This window comes from Bacteroidales bacterium, from assembly GCA_013141385.1.
Classification (GTDB): Bacteria; Bacteroidota; Bacteroidia; order Bacteroidales; family Tenuifilaceae; genus UBA8529.
This window is the reverse complement of sequence record JABFRB010000043.1, coordinates 25,359-47,751: the sequence shown is the minus strand read 5'-3', so window position 1 is coordinate 47,751 and position 22,393 is coordinate 25,359. Positions and strand designations below refer to the sequence as shown.

General features: G+C 36.4%; 19 protein-coding genes. 18 read left to right on the top strand and 1 reads right to left on the bottom strand.

The genetic code is table 11. The annotated features are described in order from the left end of the window. Positions 1-76: 76 nt before the first annotated feature. Positions 77-1,219: an acyl-CoA dehydrogenase gene (locus HOO91_19910; protein ID NOU19829.1), complete on the bottom strand. Its 1,143-nt coding sequence runs from the start codon at positions 1,217-1,219 to the stop codon at positions 77-79. Positions 1,220-1,622: 403 nt separating this feature from the next. Between HOO91_19910 and HOO91_19905 the strand changes: the two genes are divergently transcribed. The 18 genes from HOO91_19905 to obgE all read left to right on the top strand — a co-directional run bounded on the left by HOO91_19905 (position 1,623) and on the right by obgE (position 22,392). Then, complete coding sequence (locus HOO91_19905) at positions 1,623-2,321, top strand: hypothetical protein (protein ID NOU19828.1); 699 nt, start codon at positions 1,623-1,625, stop codon at positions 2,319-2,321. 192 nt (positions 2,322-2,513) lie between these two features. Continuing rightward, entirely contained in the window at positions 2,514-3,836 is a 1,323-nt protein-coding gene (locus tag HOO91_19900; protein NOU19827.1) for an FAD-dependent oxidoreductase, read from the top strand. Between the two features lie 216 nt (positions 3,837-4,052). Beyond that, positions 4,053-6,326, top strand: a complete 2,274-nt coding sequence (locus HOO91_19895) for an aconitate hydratase (protein ID NOU19826.1) — start codon at positions 4,053-4,055, stop codon at positions 6,324-6,326. 151 nt (positions 6,327-6,477) lie between these two features. After that, complete coding sequence (icd, locus tag HOO91_19890; GenBank protein ID NOU19825.1) at positions 6,478-7,749, top strand: NADP-dependent isocitrate dehydrogenase; 1,272 nt, start codon at positions 6,478-6,480, stop codon at positions 7,747-7,749. 18 nt (positions 7,750-7,767) lie between these two features. Next, positions 7,768-9,138: a citrate synthase gene (locus HOO91_19885; GenBank protein NOU19824.1), complete on the top strand. Its 1,371-nt coding sequence runs from the start codon at positions 7,768-7,770 to the stop codon at positions 9,136-9,138. Positions 9,139-9,155: 17 nt separating this feature from the next. Then, complete coding sequence (locus tag HOO91_19880; protein NOU19823.1) at positions 9,156-9,830, top strand: tetratricopeptide repeat protein; 675 nt, start codon at positions 9,156-9,158, stop codon at positions 9,828-9,830. 203 nt (positions 9,831-10,033) lie between these two features. Then, positions 10,034-10,918, top strand: a complete 885-nt coding sequence (locus HOO91_19875; GenBank protein ID NOU19822.1) for an FRG domain-containing protein — start codon at positions 10,034-10,036, stop codon at positions 10,916-10,918. Positions 10,919-10,952: 34 nt separating this feature from the next. Further along, the gene (locus HOO91_19870) at positions 10,953-11,837 is read left to right on the top strand and encodes a hypothetical protein (GenBank protein ID NOU19821.1); all 885 of its coding nucleotides are present in this window, start codon (positions 10,953-10,955) and stop codon (positions 11,835-11,837) included. Between the two features lie 99 nt (positions 11,838-11,936). After that, positions 11,937-12,407 (top strand): hypothetical protein, encoded by a 471-nt coding sequence (locus HOO91_19865; protein NOU19820.1) that lies wholly within the window; start codon positions 11,937-11,939, stop codon positions 12,405-12,407. A gap of 386 nt (positions 12,408-12,793) precedes the next feature. Further along, positions 12,794-13,186 carry a hypothetical protein gene (locus tag HOO91_19860; protein NOU19819.1) on the top strand — a complete coding sequence of 131 codons (393 nt, stop codon included), beginning with the start codon at positions 12,794-12,796 and terminating at the stop codon, positions 13,184-13,186. A gap of 162 nt (positions 13,187-13,348) precedes the next feature. After that, positions 13,349-14,425 (top strand): Fic family protein, encoded by a 1,077-nt coding sequence (locus tag HOO91_19855; GenBank protein ID NOU19818.1) that lies wholly within the window; start codon positions 13,349-13,351, stop codon positions 14,423-14,425. Between the two features lie 29 nt (positions 14,426-14,454). Next, the gene (locus tag HOO91_19850; protein ID NOU19817.1) at positions 14,455-14,850 is read left to right on the top strand and encodes a VOC family protein; all 396 of its coding nucleotides are present in this window, start codon (positions 14,455-14,457) and stop codon (positions 14,848-14,850) included. Positions 14,851-15,236: 386 nt separating this feature from the next. Then, the gene (locus HOO91_19845; GenBank protein ID NOU19816.1) at positions 15,237-16,514 is read left to right on the top strand and encodes a CBS domain-containing protein; all 1,278 of its coding nucleotides are present in this window, start codon (positions 15,237-15,239) and stop codon (positions 16,512-16,514) included. A 6-nt stretch (positions 16,515-16,520) separates the two neighbouring features. Then, positions 16,521-17,780 (top strand): Nramp family divalent metal transporter, encoded by a 1,260-nt coding sequence (locus HOO91_19840; protein NOU19815.1) that lies wholly within the window; start codon positions 16,521-16,523, stop codon positions 17,778-17,780. A gap of 306 nt (positions 17,781-18,086) precedes the next feature. Next, positions 18,087-19,349: a cation:dicarboxylase symporter family transporter gene (locus HOO91_19835; GenBank protein ID NOU19814.1), complete on the top strand. Its 1,263-nt coding sequence runs from the start codon at positions 18,087-18,089 to the stop codon at positions 19,347-19,349. 874 nt (positions 19,350-20,223) lie between these two features. After that, positions 20,224-20,763 carry a hypoxanthine phosphoribosyltransferase gene (gene hpt / locus HOO91_19830; protein NOU19813.1) on the top strand — a complete coding sequence of 180 codons (540 nt, stop codon included), beginning with the start codon at positions 20,224-20,226 and terminating at the stop codon, positions 20,761-20,763. 31 nt (positions 20,764-20,794) lie between these two features. Beyond that, the gene (locus HOO91_19825; protein ID NOU19812.1) at positions 20,795-21,367 is read left to right on the top strand and encodes an adenylate kinase; all 573 of its coding nucleotides are present in this window, start codon (positions 20,795-20,797) and stop codon (positions 21,365-21,367) included. Between the two features lie 32 nt (positions 21,368-21,399). Then, positions 21,400-22,392, top strand: coding sequence for a GTPase ObgE (gene obgE / locus HOO91_19820; GenBank protein ID NOU19811.1), 993 nt, complete (start codon positions 21,400-21,402; stop codon positions 22,390-22,392). Position 22,393: the final 1 nt, after the last annotated feature.

Genomic DNA, 22,393 nt, shown 5'->3' with positions numbered 1-22,393 from the left:
AATCTTTATTGTCATTCCTACGCATGCAGGAATCCATCAATTTGAATTTTGAAATTTTGCGGTGAGTTATTAAACTTTATTTTCCAGATAAAGCTCGTGCAATAATAATTTTCTGAATCTCAGAAGTTCCCTCATATATCTGGGTTAGCTTGGCATCCCTCATTAACCTTTCAACGTGATATTCTTTTACATACCCATACCCACCATGTATCTGAACAGCCTCTGTAGTTACTTTCATTGCTGTTTCAGCAGCAAATAGTTTAGCCATTGCGCTTTCAGTACCATAGGGTTTGTTATTATCCTTAAGCCAAGCTGCTTTTAGGCATAAAAACCTAGCCGCTTCAATTTCAGTAGCCATATCGGCTAGCTTAAAGGCAATGCCTTGGTGGTTGATTATTTCAGTCCCAAAAGTTTTTCGCTCTTTTGCATATTTAACTGCAAGTTCTAAGGCTCCAGAAGCCAAACCTAGTGCTTGTGCCGCTATTCCAATCCTACCACCCTCTAAGGTTTTCATGGCTATTTTAAAACCCCAACCGTCTTCACCCAGCCTATTTTCCTTTGGAACAATAACATCATTAAACATTACTGAATGGGTATCGGAACTACGCATGCCCATTTTATTCTCGTGTGGCCCAATGGTTATCCCTTTTGAGTTCCTATCAACAATAAATGCGTTGATTCCTTTATGCCCTTTTGATGCATCGGTTTGTGCAATAACAATGTAAGTGTCAGCTGAACCACCGTTTGTAATCCAGTTTTTAGTACCATTCATGAGGTAATGATCTCCCATATCAATGGCCTTTGTGTGCTGGGAAGTTGCATCAGAACCAGCTTCTGGTTCCGATAAAAGAAAAGCACCTAGTTTTTCTCCTGTAGCTAGAGGTACTAAATATTTTTGTTTTTGCTCCTCTGTACCAAACTCCTCTAATTCATAAGCAACTAATGAATTATTAACGGAAATGATAACCCCAACGGAAGCATCAACTTTAGAAATCTCCTCTATTGCCAATACGTATGAAATGGTATCCATCCCGCTGCCACCGTATTTTGTACTAACTAGCATGCCTAAAAATCCTAGTTCAGCCAGTTTTTTAATATGCTCCGCAGGAAAAATGCATTTTTCATCTCTTTCAAGAATATCTTTTAGGAGTTCTCTCTGAGTATAGTCTCTAGCAGACTGTTGAATCATTTTTTGTTCTTCTGTAAATTCTAGGTTCATTGTATTTTATTTAATATGGTAAATAAATTACAATATTATTTGAAATTGTTTAATCTTCATAAGATTTTCTGAATAAAATTGATGGGCGGAAAAATAAATTCTTGATGTTTAAACAAAGCCAAAATATTTATGTTTAATAAATTAAGTAATGTAGCTAACTGTCTTTTTTGTTTTAGATTAGAAATGTTGAAAGCAAGTTAATATTTAAGAATCTAACAGAATGGCGATAAGAAAAGGCTTGAATTGCATGATCAATCATTCCTGTTTATGATAAATGTCATATTAATAAAATAGCATAATGGATCATTTAATGCGAAATTGCCTAACCAAAAGGGTGTATTTATAAATTGAATTCTGCGCATAATTATTAACTGTTTTGAGAATTTTTTAAACCTGTTTGACTGTGGAAAAGTTTATAAAGTTTGCATTTGCCCTGATAGTTTTATCGAGCACAGTGTTTTATGTGTTCGGACAAACCTTGAAGGAAAGGATAGAGTTGGCGAAAGAAGTTAAAGTTTATTTCAAATATGACAATATTGGCCATAACCCAAATACCATACCTCAAGTTGGTAGTAATTTACCTAGTACGAATTGTGAGAGTTTTAGTGAAACCACCCCATTACCTATAGAATATACTAATGCGGTTAATGGGTTACTTGAACTTCTAAATAAAGACTTTAATACCACTGCTTTTGTTGCTGGTGATTTCTCTAAAGTTCCAGTAAGAACATCAGTATCCCTAAAAAAAGAACCTGATTGGGTTGCATTAGGTAAACCTTTAAAAAATTTTGTCTCTACATGGGGTGAGTATGTTGTTGATATGACTCCCACAGGTAAACAGAACTCTAAGGCGATTCAATCATACCTTACCATTTATTACCTTAAAGATGGGAAAATAGAAATGTATGATCAAATAATGTTATCATATAAGCACACAGAGCCTATTAATACTCAAAAATGCGATGATTATGCATGTTTTGTACAAAACTTTCCCGCTAAGTCATTAGCCGAACCCTTCAAAACTTCTTTAATTGAAAATACTAATGAGTTAATCGATAAAGACATGAAGGCATACGAAAAGGCAATGATTAAAAAGAAGTAAAATCATTCAAGAAGCCTTCAAGACCCCTTGAATGATTTAAAGAAGACAATTGATAAATAGTAGAAATAAAGAAATGTCTTTCTGTTTAGAGAAATATTAATTGTGAAGATAATATGATGGGAAAGCACAATAAATGGTTTTAAGTTAATTAAATAAAAATTTGAATATTAACCTTGTTTATTCTAATCAAATATGAAACATGATGTTTTAATCGTTGGGGGCGGAGTAAGTGGAACAGCCCTTCTTTACACTTTAAGCAAATACACTGATGTAAAAAACATTGGCCTAATTGAAAAGTATTCAGATTTTGGTTTGGTAAATTCTGCTTCTACTATGAATAGCCAAACCCTTCATTTTGGTGATATTGAAACCAATTACACCTTCGAAAAAGCCAAAAAGGTTAAGCGTATGGCTGATATGGTGATGAAATATCTGGAAAATGAAAAATTTCGGGATTGTAAGTGTAATTACTTTATCAAGGTTCCTAAGATGGTTCTGGCAGTTGGGAAGGAACAGGTTGAAACATTAGGAGAACGGTATAAAACATTCAGCCAGCTTTTTCCTAATCTCAGGATGATTGGTAAGGAGGAGATTGGTAGAATTGAACCAAGGGTTTTAGAGGGACGAGATCCAAGTCAGGAACTTTTAGCTTTAGTCACTGAAGATGGTTATACCGTTGATTTTGGAAGGTTAAGCCATTGCTTTGTTGACCATGCTAAAGAGCTAAACCCAGATATATCATTTCATCTTAATACAAAAGTTTTAAAAATTGTTAAGCAGGGCAATTCTTTCAAGTTGTTTACCAATAAAGGCGAGTTTGAGGCAAATGCCGTTGTAATTGCCGCTGGTAGCCATAGTTTAAAGATTGCAAAATCGCTTGGTTATGGTAAAAATTTCTCAATACTCTCCATGTCGGGAAGTTTTTACACAGGGCCCAAGGTACTCAACGGAAAGGTTTATACCATGCAGGTTGCAAAACTTCCTTTTGCCGCCATTCATGGCGATCCCGAAGTACACGATGAGAATGTTACAAGGTTTGGACCTACCGCAAAACCAATTCTATTGCTTGAAAGGTATAATAACTCAACCTTTTTCGAATATTGGAAAACATTTGGCATTGGCATTAAACCTATAATTAGCATTTTGAATATCACATTTGATAAGGTGATATTCAATTATCTTATTAAAAACGTTATTTACGATTTACCGTCAATTGGTAAACGTGCGTTCTTAAAAGAGATTAAAAAGATTGTTCCTAATATCAAACTTGATGAAATAAAGTTTGCAAAAGGTATTGGAGGAACAAGACCTCAGATTATAAATAATACCACCAAAAAACTTGAAATGGGTGAGGCCAAGATAGTTGGAGAAAATATCATCTTCAATATTACCCCTTCGCCCGGGGCATCAACCTGTTTAGGAAATGCATTTGAGGATACCTTAAAATTGATGGAATTTCTTGGAAATAAATACAAGTTTGACAAGGAGCAATTCGAAAAAGATCTTGTATTGTAGGCTTGGTTTAGGATGATATATCATTCCCTTTGGTGATAAAAATGCACCTTCGGGGATGATATTTTCCAGAAAAGGATTTTTAGCTAAAAAACGAGCAGCTTTTTCTTGTTGAAAAGTAAACAAAACGCCTTCCTTAATGTTTCATAACACATACAAGGTTTTTCAGTGATGCCTTGATAAAACATTTTTCATCAATAAAATAAAAATAATCATTTTATGATATTCGACCTCCAGATGATAAAATCATTTTATGATGGACTACCCCTCATAATCTCAAAAGTTAAGAAAGATCTTGGTAGACCTTTAACTTTGAGCGAGAAGATTCTGTATAGCCATTTATTCACAAAAAATAGCTATCATCCATTAAAGCGAGGAGTTGATTATGTGGAATTTGCTCCCGATAGGGTTGCCATGCAGGATGCAACAGCTCAAATGGCATTACTCCAATTTATAATGGCAGGAAAGGATCAAAGTGCAGTACCAACATCCGTTCATTGCGACCACCTAATTATGGCAAAGGAAGGTTCTGCGGCCGATTTAAACACAGCAAACATTACCAATAAAGAGGTTTACGATTTTCTTAGCACAATTTGCGATAAGTACGATATTGGCTTTTGGAAACCAGGAGCAGGTATAATTCACCAGATTGTTCTGGAAAACTACGCATTCCCTGGCGGAATGATGATTGGTACCGATTCGCACACCGTGAATGCAGGCGGATTGGGCATGATAGCAATTGGTGTTGGCGGAGCCGATGCCGTTGATGTAATGTCGGGTATGGGATGGGAACTAAAATTCCCTAACCTTATAGGAGTTAAGCTAACCGGGCGATTGAATGGATGGGCTACCGCTAAAGATATCATACTAAAAGTGGCCGGAATCCTAACGGTTAAAGGGGGAACTGGATGTATTATTGAATACTTCGGTGAGGGTGCTGAATCGCTTTCATGCACTGGCAAAGCCACAATATGCAACATGGGTGCCGAGGTTGGCGCAACCTGCTCAATATTTGGGTATGACGAGGCAATGTCGAAATACCTAGTATCAACTGGTCGTAAAGAGGTTGCGGATTTGGCAGGGAATATCAAACAACATTTAATTGCCGACCCAGAGGTTTATGCTGATCCTGAAAAATACTATGATCAACTTATAGAAATTAACCTTTCGGAGCTGGAGCCATACATAAATGGCCCATTCACACCCGATTTGGCAACCCCAATATCCAAGATGAAAGAGGCTGCTGAGAAGAACGGTTGGCCTACAAAAATTGAGTATGGACTTATTGGATCGTGTACCAACTCATCATACGAAGATCTTTCACGTGCAGCATCAATAGCACGGGATGCCATAACAAAAAAATTAATGACAAAGGCAGGGTTTACAATCACCCCAGGTTCCGAACAAATTCGATCTATCGCAGTTCGCGATGGTTTTATTAACACATTTGAAAGAATAGGCGGAAAACTATTCGCTAACGCCTGTGGACCTTGTATTGGGCAATGGGATCGGGAAGGTGCTGACAAAAAACAGGTAAACACTGTAATACACTCATTCAACAGGAATTTTGCAAAACGAACCGATGGAAACCCTAACACCAATGCATTTGTTGCATCGCCCGAAATAGTTACTGCTCTTGCAATTGCTGGAGATTTAACATTCAACCCACTAACCGATACCCTAATCAACGCCGAAGGAGAACAGGTAAAACTAAGTGAACCCAAAGGGTTTGATCTTCCCCCTCAAGGTTTCGGAAATATCAACAGCGGATTCCAAAATCCTGCAAAGGATAAAAGTAATATATCAATAAAAATCGATCCAAATTCCGAGCGTTTACAGGCTCTCGAACCATTTCAGAGATGGGATGGGAAGGACTATATAGGTTTGCCATTGCTAATTAAGGCCAAGGGGAAATGCACCACCGATCATATATCAATGGCAGGTATTTGGCTAAAATACAGAGGACATCTCGATAATATTTCGAATAACTACATGATTGGTGCAGTAAATTCATTTAACGATCAAACAAATTGCATTTTAAATCAGATATCGGGGAAATACGAGGCAGTGCCTCAGGTTGCAAGGTATTATAAAGAATCGGGCTTAGGTTCTATTGTAGTGGGCGAGGAGAATTTTGGAGAAGGATCGTCGAGAGAGCACGCTGCAATGGAGCCCCGATTTTTAAATGTTAAAGCGGTGCTAGTGAAATCGTTTGCCCGTATCCACGAAACAAACCTGAAAAAGCAGGGCGTTCTTGCACTCACATTCTCAAATAAGGATGATTACAACAAATTTCAGGAAGGCGATAGGCTCGATATTACTGGCTTAGCCAATTTCTCGGAAGGAAATCAGCTCAAAATTGTTTTAAACCACTCAGATGGAAAGCAGGAGATAATCCTTGCAAACCATACCTATAATGAATCGCAAATTGAGTGGTTTAAGGCAGGAAGTGCTTTGAATTTGATAAGAGAGGCAAGTGAAAATAAGTTGTGAACGAGTATGTTAACTATAAAAACTAATATCAAACCACCCCTACCCCCTCCTTAAAAAAGGAGGGGAAACCACGACACCACTCTGTTATAGCCCCTTTTACCTCAATATAACACAAGCAAAAAGCAATAAAAAAACAAAATATCCTAACCCTATGCAAGCAGAAAAAATAAAAGTAAACAATGGTAATTTAACTGTACCCGATTTCCCAATAATTCCTTTCATTGAGGGGGATGGAACAGGACCTGATATTTGGAAAGCATCCGTACGAATATTCGATACTGCCGTTGAAAATGTGTACAAAGGGAAAAAGAAGATAATGTGGAGAGAAGTTCTTGCTGGTGAAAAAGCTTTCAATAAAACTGGAAGTTGGTTGCCAGAGGAGACTTTATCCGATTTCAAGGAATACTTGGTTGGTATCAAAGGACCATTAACAACACCCATTGGTGGTGGAATGCGCTCGTTGAATGTTGCCCTGCGTCAGGAATTAGATTTGTATACCTGCTACAGGCCCGTTCGGTATTTTGCAGGAGTTCCTAGCCCTGTAAAGCATCCTGAGTTTGTAAACATGCATATTTTCAGGGAGAATACAGAAGATATATACGCTGGAATTGAGTACATGCACGGCACACCCGAAGCCGAGAAAATAAAGAAATTTCTACTTGATGAGATGAAGGTAAAATCGATTAGATTTCCCTTAACCGCATCAATTGGGATAAAACCAGTATCGCTTGAGGGAACTGAGAGATTAGTTAGGCAGGCAATAAAATTCGCTATCAGCAAAAAACTACCTTCTGTAACCCTTGTTCACAAAGGGAATATCATGAAATATACCGAAGGAGCTTTCATGAAATGGGGTTATGCCCTTGCCGAAAAGGAATTTGGCAATCAGGTATTTACCTGGAATCAGCATAAGAGAATTGCCGAAGTAAAAGGCGAATCAGCCGCAAATGATGCATTAAAACAAGCCGAAACTTCGGGCAAAGTGATTATAAAAGATGTAATTGCTGATGCCTTCCTACAGCAAATCCTTACCCGACCCGCAGAGTACTCGGTTATTGCCACTCTGAATCTCAATGGCGATTACATTTCCGATGCCCTTGCAGCCATAGTTGGCGGTATTGGCATTGCCCCCGGTGCAAATATCAATTTCGAAACGGGTCATGCAATATTTGAGGCAACCCATGGAACTGCCCCAAAATATGCCGATCAGGATAAAGTAAACCCAGGATCAGTAGTCCTTTCAGGTGCATTGATGTTCGAATACCTTGGATGGAACGAAGTTGCTCAGAAAATTTATAGCGGACTTGAGCAAGCAATCCTAAGCAAAAAAGTTACCTACGATTTTCACCGATTAATGGATAATGCCACCCTGCTTAAAACCTCTGAATTTGCAGACGCTATTATATCTCACATCAAATCATAACATTCAAACCCTTGTACTATGGAAGACACAAAGTTTTTATCTCAGCTAAGCGATTCAATTAAACAATCATGCAAAATTGATCCAGAACTTTTCGAGAAGTTTGACGTTAAAAGAGGCCTTAGGAATAGAGATGGTACAGGTGTATTAGCCGGATTAACCAATATTGGAGATGTTGTAGGGTACAAGAAGGAGGATGATAAGGTTGTGGCTATCCCTGGAAGGTTGCTTTATAGAGGAATTAATATTGAGGATATAACCCAAGGATTTCAGAAAGAGGATCGCCATGGATTCGACGAAACGGTATTTCTGCTCCTAACAGGAAAACTCCCAACCAAGGAGGAACTCAAAAAGTTTTCCGCTCACATGGCTCACCTAAGAGCGCTTCCTGATTCGTTTATTAAGGATATGATACTCTCGATGAAAGGGAAGGATGTGCTTAACATGTTAGCCCGTTCTGTTCTAGGACTTTACATTCTCGATGACGAGGCAGATAATATCTCTCTCCCCAACATGATTACGCAAACCCTGAATATCATTGCAAAATTTCCATCAATTATTGCCTACTCATATCAAGCGTTTAGCCATGCTTACCAAGGGAAAACACTATCTATCCGATATCCACGCGAAGATCTTACCGTTGCCGAAAACTTCCTATATATGGTAAAAGGGGAATGCTCAAGGTATACCAAACTTGAAGCGGATTTGCTCGATCTAGCACTTGTTCTTCATGCAGAGCACGGTGGGGGGAATAACTCAACCTTTACAATGAGGGTGACCAGCTCAAGCGAAACGGATATATACTCAGCAGTTACATCGGCAATTGCATCATTAAAAGGGCCTTTACACGGTGGTGCCAACCTGAAGGTTTTGGACATGATGGATAATATAAAATTGAATGTAACCAATTGGAAAGACACAAAAGAGGTTGAGCAGTACCTTTTGAAGATATTGAACAAACAAGCATTCGATAAAACTGGGAAGATTTATGGCATAGGCCATGCGGTTTACACAATCTCCGATCCTCGTGCTGCACTCCTAAGAGAGAAAGCAAGGGAGCTGGCAATTGAGAAAAACAGGTTGGACGAATTCCAACTCTATGAACTGGTCGATAGTATTACACCAGAGGTATTTAGAATATTCAAGGGCGAACAATCAACTAAAGTTGTATGTATAAATGTTGATTTTTACTCTGGCTTTGTTTATTCCTGTATCGATATACCCAAGGAGCTATTCACGCCTCTTTTCGCAATGGCGAGAATTTCTGGATGGTGTACACACCGTATCGAAGAGTTAACATTCTCTGGAAAGCGAATTATACGCCCTGCATTTAAGAGCGTTTTCGGAAAACAGGATTATGTTCCAATTGTAAACCGTCAGGAATTAACTTAATCTAATATACAAAAACTATGAACCAATATTTAGATAAACGACTTGAAAAAGCATACGATTTATTACTCGAGGGTAATTTAAAAGAATCAGCAGAACAATTTGAGGCAAACCTGAAAGAGCATCCCGATAGCATCCATCTTTTGATGGAGTTAGCCAATATTTACTACATACTTGGCGAGATGGTTAAATCAATCAGCTGCTATAAAAGAGTGCTCGATATTAAACCTAACAGTCCATATGTTTTGTATAGGATGGGAGTTGTTCTGTACAGATCCACCCTTTTTATCGAAGCAACTGAAGTATTTAATAAAATCATCGATTCGGGTAAATACCTACCAATGACCTACCTCTGGCTAGGATTATGCTATTACCACCTAGGGAAGGAGGAGCAGAGCATTGAATCGTATAGGAAGCTACTCGAATACTGCCCCGAAACGCAAATGGCTAACTACTACATGGGCGTTGCCCTAAAATCGGCAGGAAAATACGATGAAGCAATTGATCATTTCGAGAAGCTTTTGAGCAGCTGCTCCACCTGTGATCAGCATATCTCCGCGCTGTACCACTTAGGCCGCACCTACATGAAAAACTTCAACTACGAAAAAGCCAAAGTTCATTTCAAAAGAGCCATGGAACTCGATCCCGAAAACAAAAACGCCTCGGAGATGTACGAATTCCTTATGGATTTGTAGTATCACTAATCTCTATAACTAAAAAGGGTTGGAATTTTCCAACCCTTTTTTATTTGGTTGTTTAACAATTATTTATAATTTCGTAAAGGGGATTGGAATATCGGACTTGGACTTTTAATTTGGGTTTATGGGTCTGAAGAGTTAGGGGCAAGCATATTAAGTTCAAAAGAAATGAACCTTTATCACATTTTAAAACATCAATAATGGCTATAGAAAAAATACTCGATTTTATCACCCAACTGCAGAAGATTTCGAAATCCAATAACTACGAATATTATTATCGTGGACATTCTGATAAGGATTTTGAACTAAAACCAAGCATTTATAGACGAAGATTTATTCGAAATGAAGATAGGTTTTTTAAAGAAATCATTCTTCGAACACCCAATGACTTCATTAACGAAAAAACAGCGTTGGAAAAATTAGTAAAAATGCAGCATTATGGTATTCCAACAAGGATTCTTGATATTACAACTAATCCGCTTGTTGCACTTTACTTCGCATGCAATGAGTTAGCTGATAAGGCAGATGGTGAAGTTTTAGTTTTCAAAATACCTAAAACTGACATAAAATTCTATGACAGCGACACCGTTAGCATACTTGCAAACATTTCAAAGCGACCTTATGATTTTGAAATCGACTCTCTTGAAAAGTCAACAACGAAAGCATTTAACAATGAAGTCCCAATACAATATTTGCTACATGAAATTCGAGAAGAAAAGCCACAATTTCTTCCAGTAATTTATCATCAGGACTTTGCAAGAGTTGTAGCCGTTAAAGTTAAACTCAATAACAATAGAATATTAAAACAGAATGGAGCATTTTTAATTTTTGGTATAAATGGTTCTAAGAAAGACCCAGCCACAATTCCAAGTGATTGGATTTTGAATTTAGAAGTAAACGGAATTAACCTGAAAACGGATAAGAAATGTAAAAGGCAATTACTTGATGATCTTGATGCACTTGGAATTAATGAAAGTACTTTATTTCCTGAAATAGAGAATCAGGCTAAATATTTAAGGAGACAATTTTCGAAATTTGAAACAACACATCATAGAAGAACCAAAATGCCAACCGCTAACGGTTAGTTTATTGTAATATTAACAAGACACTCACTGCATCATGAAAGGAGAAAGAGTTAGAGAATTTTTTAACGCAGAGACAAAATCAATTCTTGCGATTTACAAAAATATTGAAACCTTGATTCCATCTCAGAAAAAGACAGGTTCTGATCATGTTGCGGAGGAAGGTCGGTATATTGAAAGTATTTTAAGGTCATTCCTGAATAAACATTTACCAAAAAACTTAAGAGCATATTCTGGATTCATTTTGAGACCAGCTACAAAAGTAGGAGACCATGATAGGACTCGACGTAATGATGAAGTAGACAGACATAGTTCTCAACTTGATATTATAGTATATGATTCAACGAATTATCCGATTTATGAGCAATTTGAGGAATTTGTAATTGTTCCACCTGAGGGTGTTATTTCAATAATCTCGGTTAAGAAAAATCTATATGAGAGCCAACTTGAAGATGAATTAAAATCTTTAGCAGAAGCAGTTGAATTATGTAGTTTTAAAAACAGAGAAAAAAATATAGTTAGAAGTCCTAATTCTTGTTTAATTTCATTCTCAAATAAAATTAAGATAGACAAGAGTTTTGACGATAGATGCAAATGGATTTTTGCCAAAATAAAGAAAATTCATACAGATGATTATTTCGATAGGTGTATAGGTCAGATAATTTCATTGGACTCATTTTCAATATTTAAAAAGCGACCAAATAGTGAGGATAACTTTGACAAAAAAGCAAAATATTTGGGTTTTAATCATTCGGATGAAAATGAATTTCATTTTGGACTTCAATTTTTAATAACTGGGATTTTATCTGCATATCATCATGAGACTAGAACTGATATTGTAAGGCCTGGTTTTACTAGTTTCCCTACAAATAGAAAACATGATATTGAAATAGGTGAAATAGATTTAAAGAAACTAAGATGAAAAATACAATAAAATACAGCAACCAATGCACCCCCAGCTAGCGCAGATTTTTAGCCTGTGCTGGAGTAGAACCAAAAAAGCAATACCAATTTATATAATATGAAAAAATTAATAATTCTAATTCCTTTTTTATTTTTTGGTTGTGATAAAAAGAATGATTCCGATAATGGGAATTTTAGAAAACAGTATACTGGATTATTCAATTTCACAACAACTAAAAGCAGTGTTGGCATGTGTTATGATTTATCCTCGGATTGTATAAATGGATGGAGAAATACAATTCTTAGTACTAAAACAACTACTTCAAATATTGGGTTATATGATACCAATAGATTAGCCATTAAGTTCGGAAACGATACAATGGGTAAAGTAGATAATGTTTTTATAACACAAACAATGTACCCTGTTGTTTCATTGGATGGAGTTTTATCACAGACAAATTATCCATTGGGTGGGCGTAATTTTTTTCAAGGTTATTTTGTTGGATTAGATACAATTATTATAAAAATTGAATTAGGGTTAAATGGTATGTATGATAAATATGAAGTTAAAGGGATAAGGAAAAAATAATATGTGTGTCGACCTAGAGCTAAACCCCTAAAGGTACTGGAGTGATCTTAAAAAAAACTTTATTCAGAAGGGTTTTCTAAGTTGTACGAAATAATCGTACAACTGAATGGTTAAAACCCAATAATGCAGATTTCAGGATAATCAAACATTACAACAAACTAAAACTTTAGATATGAAATACCTTATGTTTTCAGTATTATGGATAGCATACTGTGCACTTCATAGCTATCTAATCAGCATCAGGTTTACCAATCTGATGAGTAGGTTATTAAAAAAGTACTACGCTTTTTATCGGCTATTTTACATACTCATTTCAATAATTCTGCTTATTCCATTTTAACTATTCTACACAATTCGAGAGTGAAGTAATTATAGCCTACACCCCCGTGTTAAGTATTATTCGATATGTACTCACTACTGGTTCGTTGTTATTGTTTTTCTGGGCTTTTTTCATCGATTATGATTCATTATCGTTTTTTGGAATACGCCAAATATTGAATTTCGGTAAACAAGCAAAAACAGATTCAACCAATGAAATAAAAAAGCACGGCTTGCTCGGCATTATGCGACATCCGATGTATCTTGCTTTAATCATTTATTTGTGGTGCCAAACACATAGAATGTGCGATGTGGTTGCGAATACAATACTTACCATTTACGTTATTATTGGAACAAAACTCGAAGAGGATAAACTTATCTTAGAATTTGGCGATTCATATATCGCATATCAACGCGAAGTGCCAATGCTAATACCATTTACAAAAGCAAGGAAAAGATAGTATCCTTTCATCGAAAGACTACCTCCAATAAGATTTGTCTTTAACATACTCTGTATAAAAAAATCTAAAAATTATACATTACAAGGATGTTATGATAAGAAAATTTGATTTTCTTTACAAATAGGTGTATGTTTGTAAAGAAATGATAAAAATCTTTACATAATGAAAAACGAAGATTGGAAATTAGCCGAACTTCCATTAAAGATTGATATAGAAACCAAAAGAGTGTTGAAATCTTTACCTTCGGCTCATGCCGCATTGGCAGAGTTGAAAGGAATTGCAACAACCATTCCGAATCAGGTTATCCTACTAAATACTCTTGGATTACAGGAAGCAAAGGACAGCTCAGCAATTGAAAACATTATAACTACGCACGATGATTTGTATAAATCTGAATTAAATCTTGAGGGTTTTAATTCTTTAAATGCAAAAGAGGTGCAGAGCTACATATCTGCTCTAAAAAAGGGATTTGAGTTGATTACAGAAAATGGACTTCTTACCAATAGAATTATTCTTGAAATCCAGGAAGAGTTGGAAAGCAATAAAGCTGGTTTTAGAAAACTGCCGGGAACTACTCTGAAAAGTTCTGTAACTGGCGAAACCATTTATACACCACCACAAGATTTTGACGAAATAAGTCGTTTAATGACAAATTTGGAACAATTTATAAACCAAAATGAATTGTGCGATTACGATCCCTTGGTAAAAATGGCTATAATTCATTACCAGTTCGAGAGCATTCACCCTTTCTATGATGGTAATGGGAGAACAGGAAGAATAATTAACATACTATACCTACTTATTCAAGACCTTCAGAATTTACCAATTTTATATTTGAGCAATTATATAATTAAGAATAAAACTGATTACTATAGGTTGTTGCAGCAGGTTAGAGACGAAAATAGTTGGGAGGAGTGGCTGCTTTTTATGATTCACGGAGTTGAAAAAACATCAAAAGAGACCATAACATTAATCATTCAAATCCGTGATCTGATGATGAAATACAAGCACACATTAAGAGAAAATTACAAGTTTTATAGTCAAGATTTACTGAATAACCTTTTTAAACATCCCTATACCAAAATTGAGTTTGTTGTTAAGGATCTAAATGTTTCAAGAATAACAGCTGCGAATTATTTAAATAAGCTATCAGAGGATGGACTGTTACGAAAAGAAAAACTAGGAACAGGGAATTATTATATTAATCAACCATTGTTTGAACTTCTATCCAAACGATGATAAACACAATACTTAATCTAAAAAAAACGATGAATCAGAGAATAGCATATATTTCAATTTTAGTGGCAGATTATGATGAAGCAATTGAGTTCTATACTAAAAAACTAAATTTCGAATTAGTTGAGGACACCAAACTGAGCGAAACAAAACGATGGGTACGAATAAAACCAAATGGAAATGGCGATTGTTGCTTACTTCTTGCAAAAGCATCGGACAAAGAGCAGATAGATAGAGTTGGCAACCAAACTGGTGGGCGAGTTTTCTTGTTCCTATTCACTGATAATTTCGAGAGGGATTATAAAAATTTAATCGAACAAAAAATCGTTATTGAACGGGAACCATCCGATGAATCCTACGGAAGAGTTGCTGTTTTCAAAGATATTTATGGAAATAAATGGGATTTAATACAACCAAATGATCTGTAGATTAACGGAAATAAATTAGAACCTATTTGAATATTCACTGTTTAAATGATGGTTGTTGAATAAATGGGTTGTGCTATTTTATAAATCTTGTTCTATAAAAACAGTTAGAAATAGATTTATTTTTTCCGATAAAATTGAACACCTGTTAGTTTAATCAGCAAACAAATTAAAAACATATACTTCCCGTTTTTACTGTTCATTTTTCTTAACAAAATTTTGCGCTTTTTTTTTGGATAATAAAAAGAGAGACCTACTTTTGCAACGCTAATCAGTATTAAAATTTATATGGACGACGACCCTGCGATACAAATTATTAACCCGCATACAGGCAGGTAGTTTGCTTTAAGCCAATCCGCCTTCTGTGTGTAAAAAATTAGGAGGTGAATATGGCAAATCTTTCAACTTTTTATTTAAGCCGTATTATTGGAAAAAGGGTTTACAATGCCGAAGGTAAAAAAATTGGTATTGTAAAGGATTTAATGGTTGATACTCTTACAGCCAACCCTAACGATATTCCCGATAAGCCCAAGGTTATTGGCGTTAAAGTCAAAACAAAAAAGGGCGTGAAATTCTTTTCATTCGAATTTTTCGATGTGTTTAGAATAGAGGGGCGACTTACCGTTAAGTGCAATAATCTGGTTGAATTAACCGAGGAGGTAAGAAACAACGGTTTCTCCCTGGCGCAATTAATGTTGGACAAACAGATTGTCGACCTCAACGGGCGAAAACTTGTAAGGGTTAACGATATCAGACTAGTTGATTTACCTGCTGGTACATTTGCCATTGCCGTTGATATTGGGATTGAAGGGTTACTCCGTAGAATTGACATTGAAAAACCCATTAAGTTCATCCTATCACTTTTAGGAATCAGCATACCAGCAAAATTCATCCTATGGGATGATGTGCAGGCCATCGATTTCTCCAGTCATAGCATTAAACTATCCAAGGTTTACTCAAAACTTAATACCCTCCACCCATCGGATTTAGCAGATATTATGGAGGAGCTTGGCAGACCATCACGCGAAACCCTTTTCAATGCACTTGATGAGGAACAGGCTGCTGATGTGCTCGAAGAACTTGAAACTGAAGCACAGATCCATCTGGTTGAAAGTTTGCCAATTGGCAAAGTTGCCGACGTTCTTGAGAAGATGCCCGCCGATGAGGTTGCCGATATCCTTGATGAATTAGAAGATGATAAGGCCGAAAGTTTGCTAAAGGAGATGGAGGCAGAATCGTCACAAGAGGTGCGCGAACTGCTTGAATATGAGGACGACTCCGTGGGCAGTATTATGACAACCGAAATTCTTGCATACAACCCAGCAAAAACTGTAGATGATGTTATAAAGGAGATTCGTCACAGAAAACCTGAGGCTGTTGAATTATATAATCTTTTTGTTACCGATGCTAATGATGAGCTTATTGGTTTCTTTACGCTTCGCGATTTGATTGTCTCCGAACCAGAGACAACAATCAACCAGATTATGAAAGAGGAACCCATATACCTTTATGATGATCAAGGGATTGATGATATTGCTGAGATTATTTCGAAGTACAACCTCCTTGCAATTCCTGTTATTGATAAAAATAACATCCTACAGGGAATGGTTGTTATTGATGACGTTGTTGAGGATTTGGTGAATAAGCGTAGAACTTTCAAAAGGTAAAAGGGGATGACATTAGAGATAAAGAATAAAAGATTTTTCAGGAGACTAGCAGTTTTTCTTGCAATTCTAGGCCCAGGAATAATCACAGGGAGTGTCGATAACGATGCAGGAGGAATCACCACCTACTCTGTTGCGGGTGCAATTTATGGGTATAACCTAATATGGACTCTTATCCCTTCGTTTATTGTCCTAATTGTTATTCAGGAGATGAATGCACGAATGGGCGTTGTTACTGGGAAAGGTTTGGCCGATTTAATTCGTGAAAATGCTGGTGTAAAGATTACCTTTTTTATATTTTTTGGCCTTCTAATTGGTGATATTGGAAATACAACCACCGAATTTGCTGGAGTTGCAGGTAGTATGCAGGTTTTAGGGGTAAGCAAGTATATTTCCGTACCCATTGTTGCAATGCTTGTGTGGCTATTAGTTGTAAAAGGAACCTATAAAATTGCCGAACGTATCTTCTTGCTTTTTAGCATTTCACTCTTGATGTATGTTGTTTCAGCATTAATGGGTAAACCTGAGTGGGGTGAAATTGGCAATGCAATAGTTCGTCCTCAGTTCGAAGTAAATGGGGACAGTATTGCGATGATAATTGGACTCGTAGGTACAACCATAGCCCCATGGATGCTATTCTATATGCAATCGTCCGTAATTGAGAAGGGGCTTAAGATGAAGAATTATAAGTACACCATAATTGATATCGTTGTTGGATGTACGGCTACTGTTGTTGTTGCCTTCTTTATTGTAGTTGCTTGCGCTTCAACTCTTCATAAAAATGGTATTCAGATTAATGAGGCAAAGGATGCTGCATTAGCACTAAAACCGTTGGCAGGTAGAATTGCTTCTCAAGTATTTGCATTTGGACTTTTTATAGCTTCAATATTCTCTGCTACAATATTACCCTTAGCCACCGCTTTTTACATCTCCGAAGCCTTTGGATTTGAAGCGGGGATTGATAAAAAGTGGAAAGAAGCACCTGAATTTTATACCTTATACACAAGTATTCTTGTTATTGCGGCTGGAATCATCCTTCTCCCAAATGCACCATTAATTCAAATATCCCTCTGGTCACAAGTGCTAAATGGGCTATTACTACCAGTAGTTTTAGTTTGTATGATATTATTGGTAAATAAAAAAGAAATAATGGGGCAATACGTGAATAAACCCATCAACAATATCATTGGCTGGTCCACAATTGGTATTCTGGTTGGTCTATCGTTAATGTTATTACTAATGCCAGTGATTAGTAGAATATTGCATTAACAATAGTAATTGCAATAATCGGAAATCGTTTTTATTTTAACCCAAAACATAATTTCTCATTAAATTACTGGGACGGTTCAATAATTGCTCGAATAAAATTATTAAGTATGTTTGCAATTGAGGTTAAACTAAAATTTAAACAAATTGACAAACAATAATAATTCTCCTAATCTCGATATAAAGAAATTGGATAATAGTAAGGTGCCAGCTTACTATATAATTATTCTACTATCGATTTTATTCGTAGTTTCAATTCTTACTCTAGTTAATCACTATGATATTATCAGTATAGATAGTACTGTTCTTATGATTTTTCGGTGGATAGCAATTATAGGTATTGTAGGTTATGCTATATTCCGTAAATCGTTGACTACTTGGATTCTTATAAGCATGATTGTTGGGGCAGAATTTGGACACGATTTACCCCAGATAGCAATAAATATGCAGGTTGTTAGCAAGATATTCCTCCGATTAATAAAAACCATTATTGCCCCTCTTTTATTCGCAACCATTGTAGTTGGAATTGCTGGTCATTCCAACCTAAAACAGGTTGGTCGAATGGGATGGAAATCGTTAGTTTATTTTGAAATTGTTTCTACACTTGCACTGATTATTGGGCTTTTTGCTATTAATTTGAGTGGGGCAGGTGTAGGTGTTAAGATTCCAGAAGCAATAAACCAGGCCAATATTCAAGAAGTGCCAGCCGTAACGGGTAGCGATATTATCCTACATGTTTTCCCCGAAAACATTGCTAAATCGATTTACGAAGGGCAGGTGCTGCAAATTGTTGTATTCAGCATACTATTTGGTATTGCAGTTGCTATGCTGAAAGATAAGCACAAAAATCCGATGATTCGATTCACCGAATCACTTGCTGAGACAATGTTCAAATTCACCCAAGTGATTATGTACTTTGCTCCATTTGCTGTTTTTGCTGCAATTGCCTACAGCATTGGACACATGGGGCTCGATATACTTTTTAACCTATTTAAACTGTTGGCAACGCTATACGTATCGCTTACAATCTTTGTGCTTGGAATTCTATTGCCTATTGCGCTACTTTTTAGGATTCCTATCCGTGGATTTATTAAAGCCGTATCCGAACCAGTGACCATTGCTTTCGCAACAACCAGTTCAGAATCTGCTTTGCCTATTGCCATGGAGCGTATGGAGGAATTTGGAGTTCCTCGTAAAATTGTTGCATTTGTAATGCCTACTGGGTATAGTTTTAACCTCGATGGTACTACGCTCTACCTTTCCCTTGCAACTGTTTTTGTAGCACAGGTTTGTGGGATACACCTTTCAATCGATAAACAATTGCTAATTGTATTTACATTGATGCTTACCAGCAAGGGTGTTGCGGGTGTTCCAAGAGCATCGCTTGTTATATTACTTGGAACTGCGGCTAGTTTCGGATTGCCAACATGGCCTATTTACATTATCCTTGGGATTGATGAACTGATGGACATGGCTAGAACCTCCGTTAATGTACTTGGGAACTGTCTTGCCACAGCCGTTATTGCTCGTTGGGAAGGGGAGTTTGATCCAAACCCCAAAACCGTAGAGTAAAGGTTTTACTTTTTTACTGTTTTCAATCACTAAACAATTGCACCTATTTATGATGATCGGTCTACTTTTAGTAGATTTAATAATGGGCTGATAGTCGTATAAAAATCATTTTGTATTAAATGCTTCGTTATCATAACGAAACAAATTAACCATCACTTCTCAGTTCATCCATAAAGGCAATAGTGTTTTAGTATTTACATTAAATTTTATATAGATTAGGCATCAGTTAGTAATATTTAGCACTAACAATCAGCATGATTACAATCTAATCGGTATAATATCTAATGAATAGATGCAAGGGAGAGTTAAATTAATCTTTGAACAAATAATTATTTTTGAATTATTTCAAAATATTGCTAACTATTTCTATTAAAGACATATGTCAAAACAATTTCGCCAATAATATACCGCAATTAATTTACTAGAAACTAAGTCGTATTTTAATTTTCCCTAACGTGTTGTACCATTGAAAAAATGGAATAAAAATCGCATAACACAATGCATAATAATGTTTTAGTTAAAAATAGATATCAATTCATTATTCTACCTATGCACAACTTGAAGACGAATTTGGATAAATTCTTTGGCATAACCAAATCCTTCTTCACCAAATAAAACTTAATAGTTTTAAATATCAAACTATAAGAATTTGAGTCGTTTCTTAAAATTTGCAGGGAAATATCAGTTTATTCCTAAAGTTTCTAACATACAACTAGTCTTTTGTCTCTCTCATTAAAACGTCAAAGCCCATATCCAAAGGTGCGATATCTATTAAACATTCTGAATAACACATGAATTCCTATCTCAACAAATCCAAAATCGATTGCCAAATCGCTTTATTTTATACCTTTGCTGAATGTAAGCAAATGCAACTATGAAGAATGTGAGAATAAAAGATTTAGAATTTAAGCTATGCTATACCTCCGAAGAAATTCAATCGGACATTGATGTATTATCATCCAAACTCAACCACGATTTTAAAAACACTAATCCTCCATTATTTCTGTCAATTCTTAACGGAGCATTTATGTTTACCGCTGATCTGATGAAGCGTATTCAATTCCCTTGCGAGATTTCGTTTATTAGATTAGCCTCATACGAAGGAACATCTTCAACAGGTACAATCAAAGAAATTATTGGGCTAACTGATATTATTGAAGGGCGCACTGTTATTATTCTTGAAGATATTGTAGATACTGGTCTTACACTCCAAAAACTATACGAAGAACTAACAAAAAAAAATCCAGAACAATTACTTATTGCCACGCTCTTATTTAAACCAGATGCTTACAAGGGTAGCATTAAAGTAGATTATATTGGCAAATCCATTCCAAATGATTTTATTGTAGGGTACGGGCTTGATTATGATGGGTTGGGAAGGAATTTACCCGATATTTACACCATAGTTGAATAAATCAAAAGTAATAAATCCTAATAATTACCCTATGCTAAATATCGTTTTATTTGGCCCTCCTGGTGCGGGCAAAGGAACGCAATCCGAAAAATTGATAGAGAAATACAACTTAAAACACCTATCAACCGGAGATATTTTACGTAAAGCAATTCAAAACCAAACTCCACTTGGGCTGGAAGCAAAAAAAATCATTGATAAAGGCGAACTAGTTCCCGATGAAACTGTTATCGGCCTTATTGCAAAGGAACTTGATGTTCATAAAAATGTGAAAGGGTTTATTTTCGACGGTTTTCCTAGAACTACAATTCAGGCACAAAAACTCGATGAAATGTTGAGTAGCAAAGGCATTTCCATAACCCTTATGATGGCTCTGGAGGTTGATCATAAGGAATTGGTTAAAAGATTGCTTAACCGAGGGCTTATTTCGGCCCGCCCCGATGACCAGAATGAAACTGTAATTGAAAATAGAATTAAAATATATAGCGAATACACCCAAGTTGTTGCTGATTACTACAAAGCACAGAATAAATTTAAAGCAATTGATGGCATGGGTAGCATCGATGAAATATTCGAAAGGCTTTGCAAGACGATTAAAGAGTTATAATTGATTTACTAGAGATTTGTAGGGAAGAAACCATGGCATCATCGAATTTTATTGATTACGTAAAAATCTACTGTCGTTCGGGTAAAGGGGGCGCAGGAAGTGTACACTTCCGCAGGGAGAAATTCATCCCCAAAGGAGGTCCCGATGGCGGAGATGGAGGCCGTGGGGGTCATATCTACCTAAAGGGTAGCGAACAGATGTGGACACTACTCCACCTCAAGTATAAACGGCATATCATTGCTGAAAGTGGTCAATCGGGGAGCGGTGCTCGCTGTTCTGGCTCTGATGCTAAGGATATCATCATTGAGGTTCCACTTGGTACTGTAGCCAAAAACGCCGATACTGATGAGGTAATCTGCGAAATCACCAGTAAAGATGAATTGGTTATGCTGATGAAAGGGGGAAGAGGCGGACAAGGTAATTGGAATTTCAGAACAGCCACTTTACAAACCCCTAGATTTGCACAACCCGGAGAACCGGAAATTGAAGGGCACATTATTCTTGAACTAAAAATACTTGCCGATATTGGGCTAGTTGGATTTCCTAATGCCGGAAAATCGACCTTACTATCAGTAGTTTCAGCAGCAAAACCAAAAATTGCCGATTACCCATTTACAACCCTGGTTCCCAACATTGGAATTGTATCCTACCGCGATAGCAGATCGTTTGTAATGGCTGATATTCCGGGAATAATTGAGGGTGCACACGAGGGAAAAGGTCTGGGACTTCGTTTCCTTAGACATATTGAGCGAAACTCAATGCTATTATTTATGGTACCTGCCGATAGCGATAGCATTCGTAAACAGTACGACATACTGGTTAACGAGCTAAAAATGTATAACCCCGAGCTGTTGGATAAGAAAAGGGTGCTTGCTATTTCCAAATGCGACCTGATTGATGATGAACTCAAGAAAGGCATTAAAAAAGATCTACCTAAATTACCAACTGTTTTTATTTCAGCATTAACTGACATTGGAATAACCGAATTAAAGGATTTGCTCTGGGAGCAACTCAATAACGAATAAA

Excerpts from the sequence above, each read along its gene's own strand:
- HOO91_19910 (NOU19829.1), bottom strand. The coding sequence starts at position 1,219 with ATGAACCTAGAATTTACAGAAGAACAAAAAATGATTCAACAGTCTGCT.
- HOO91_19900 (NOU19827.1), top strand. The coding sequence starts at position 2,514 with ATGAAACATGATGTTTTAATCGTTGGGGGCGGAGTAAGTGGAACAGCC.
- HOO91_19895 (NOU19826.1), top strand. The coding sequence starts at position 4,053 with ATGATATTCGACCTCCAGATGATAAAATCATTTTATGATGGACTACCC.
- icd (NOU19825.1), top strand. The coding sequence starts at position 6,478 with ATGCAAGCAGAAAAAATAAAAGTAAACAATGGTAATTTAACTGTACCC.
- HOO91_19885 (NOU19824.1), top strand. The coding sequence starts at position 7,768 with ATGGAAGACACAAAGTTTTTATCTCAGCTAAGCGATTCAATTAAACAA.
- HOO91_19880 (NOU19823.1), top strand. The coding sequence starts at position 9,156 with ATGAACCAATATTTAGATAAACGACTTGAAAAAGCATACGATTTATTA.
- HOO91_19875 (NOU19822.1), top strand. The coding sequence starts at position 10,034 with ATGGCTATAGAAAAAATACTCGATTTTATCACCCAACTGCAGAAGATT.
- HOO91_19870 (NOU19821.1), top strand. The coding sequence starts at position 10,953 with ATGAAAGGAGAAAGAGTTAGAGAATTTTTTAACGCAGAGACAAAATCA.
- HOO91_19865 (NOU19820.1), top strand. The coding sequence starts at position 11,937 with ATGAAAAAATTAATAATTCTAATTCCTTTTTTATTTTTTGGTTGTGAT.
- HOO91_19855 (NOU19818.1), top strand. The coding sequence starts at position 13,349 with ATGAAAAACGAAGATTGGAAATTAGCCGAACTTCCATTAAAGATTGAT.
- HOO91_19850 (NOU19817.1), top strand. The coding sequence starts at position 14,455 with ATGAATCAGAGAATAGCATATATTTCAATTTTAGTGGCAGATTATGAT.
- HOO91_19845 (NOU19816.1), top strand. The coding sequence starts at position 15,237 with ATGGCAAATCTTTCAACTTTTTATTTAAGCCGTATTATTGGAAAAAGG.
- HOO91_19840 (NOU19815.1), top strand. The coding sequence starts at position 16,521 with ATGACATTAGAGATAAAGAATAAAAGATTTTTCAGGAGACTAGCAGTT.
- HOO91_19835 (NOU19814.1), top strand. The coding sequence starts at position 18,087 with ATGATTTTTCGGTGGATAGCAATTATAGGTATTGTAGGTTATGCTATA.
- hpt (NOU19813.1), top strand. The coding sequence starts at position 20,224 with ATGAAGAATGTGAGAATAAAAGATTTAGAATTTAAGCTATGCTATACC.
- HOO91_19825 (NOU19812.1), top strand. The coding sequence starts at position 20,795 with ATGCTAAATATCGTTTTATTTGGCCCTCCTGGTGCGGGCAAAGGAACG.
- obgE (NOU19811.1), top strand. The coding sequence starts at position 21,400 with ATGGCATCATCGAATTTTATTGATTACGTAAAAATCTACTGTCGTTCG.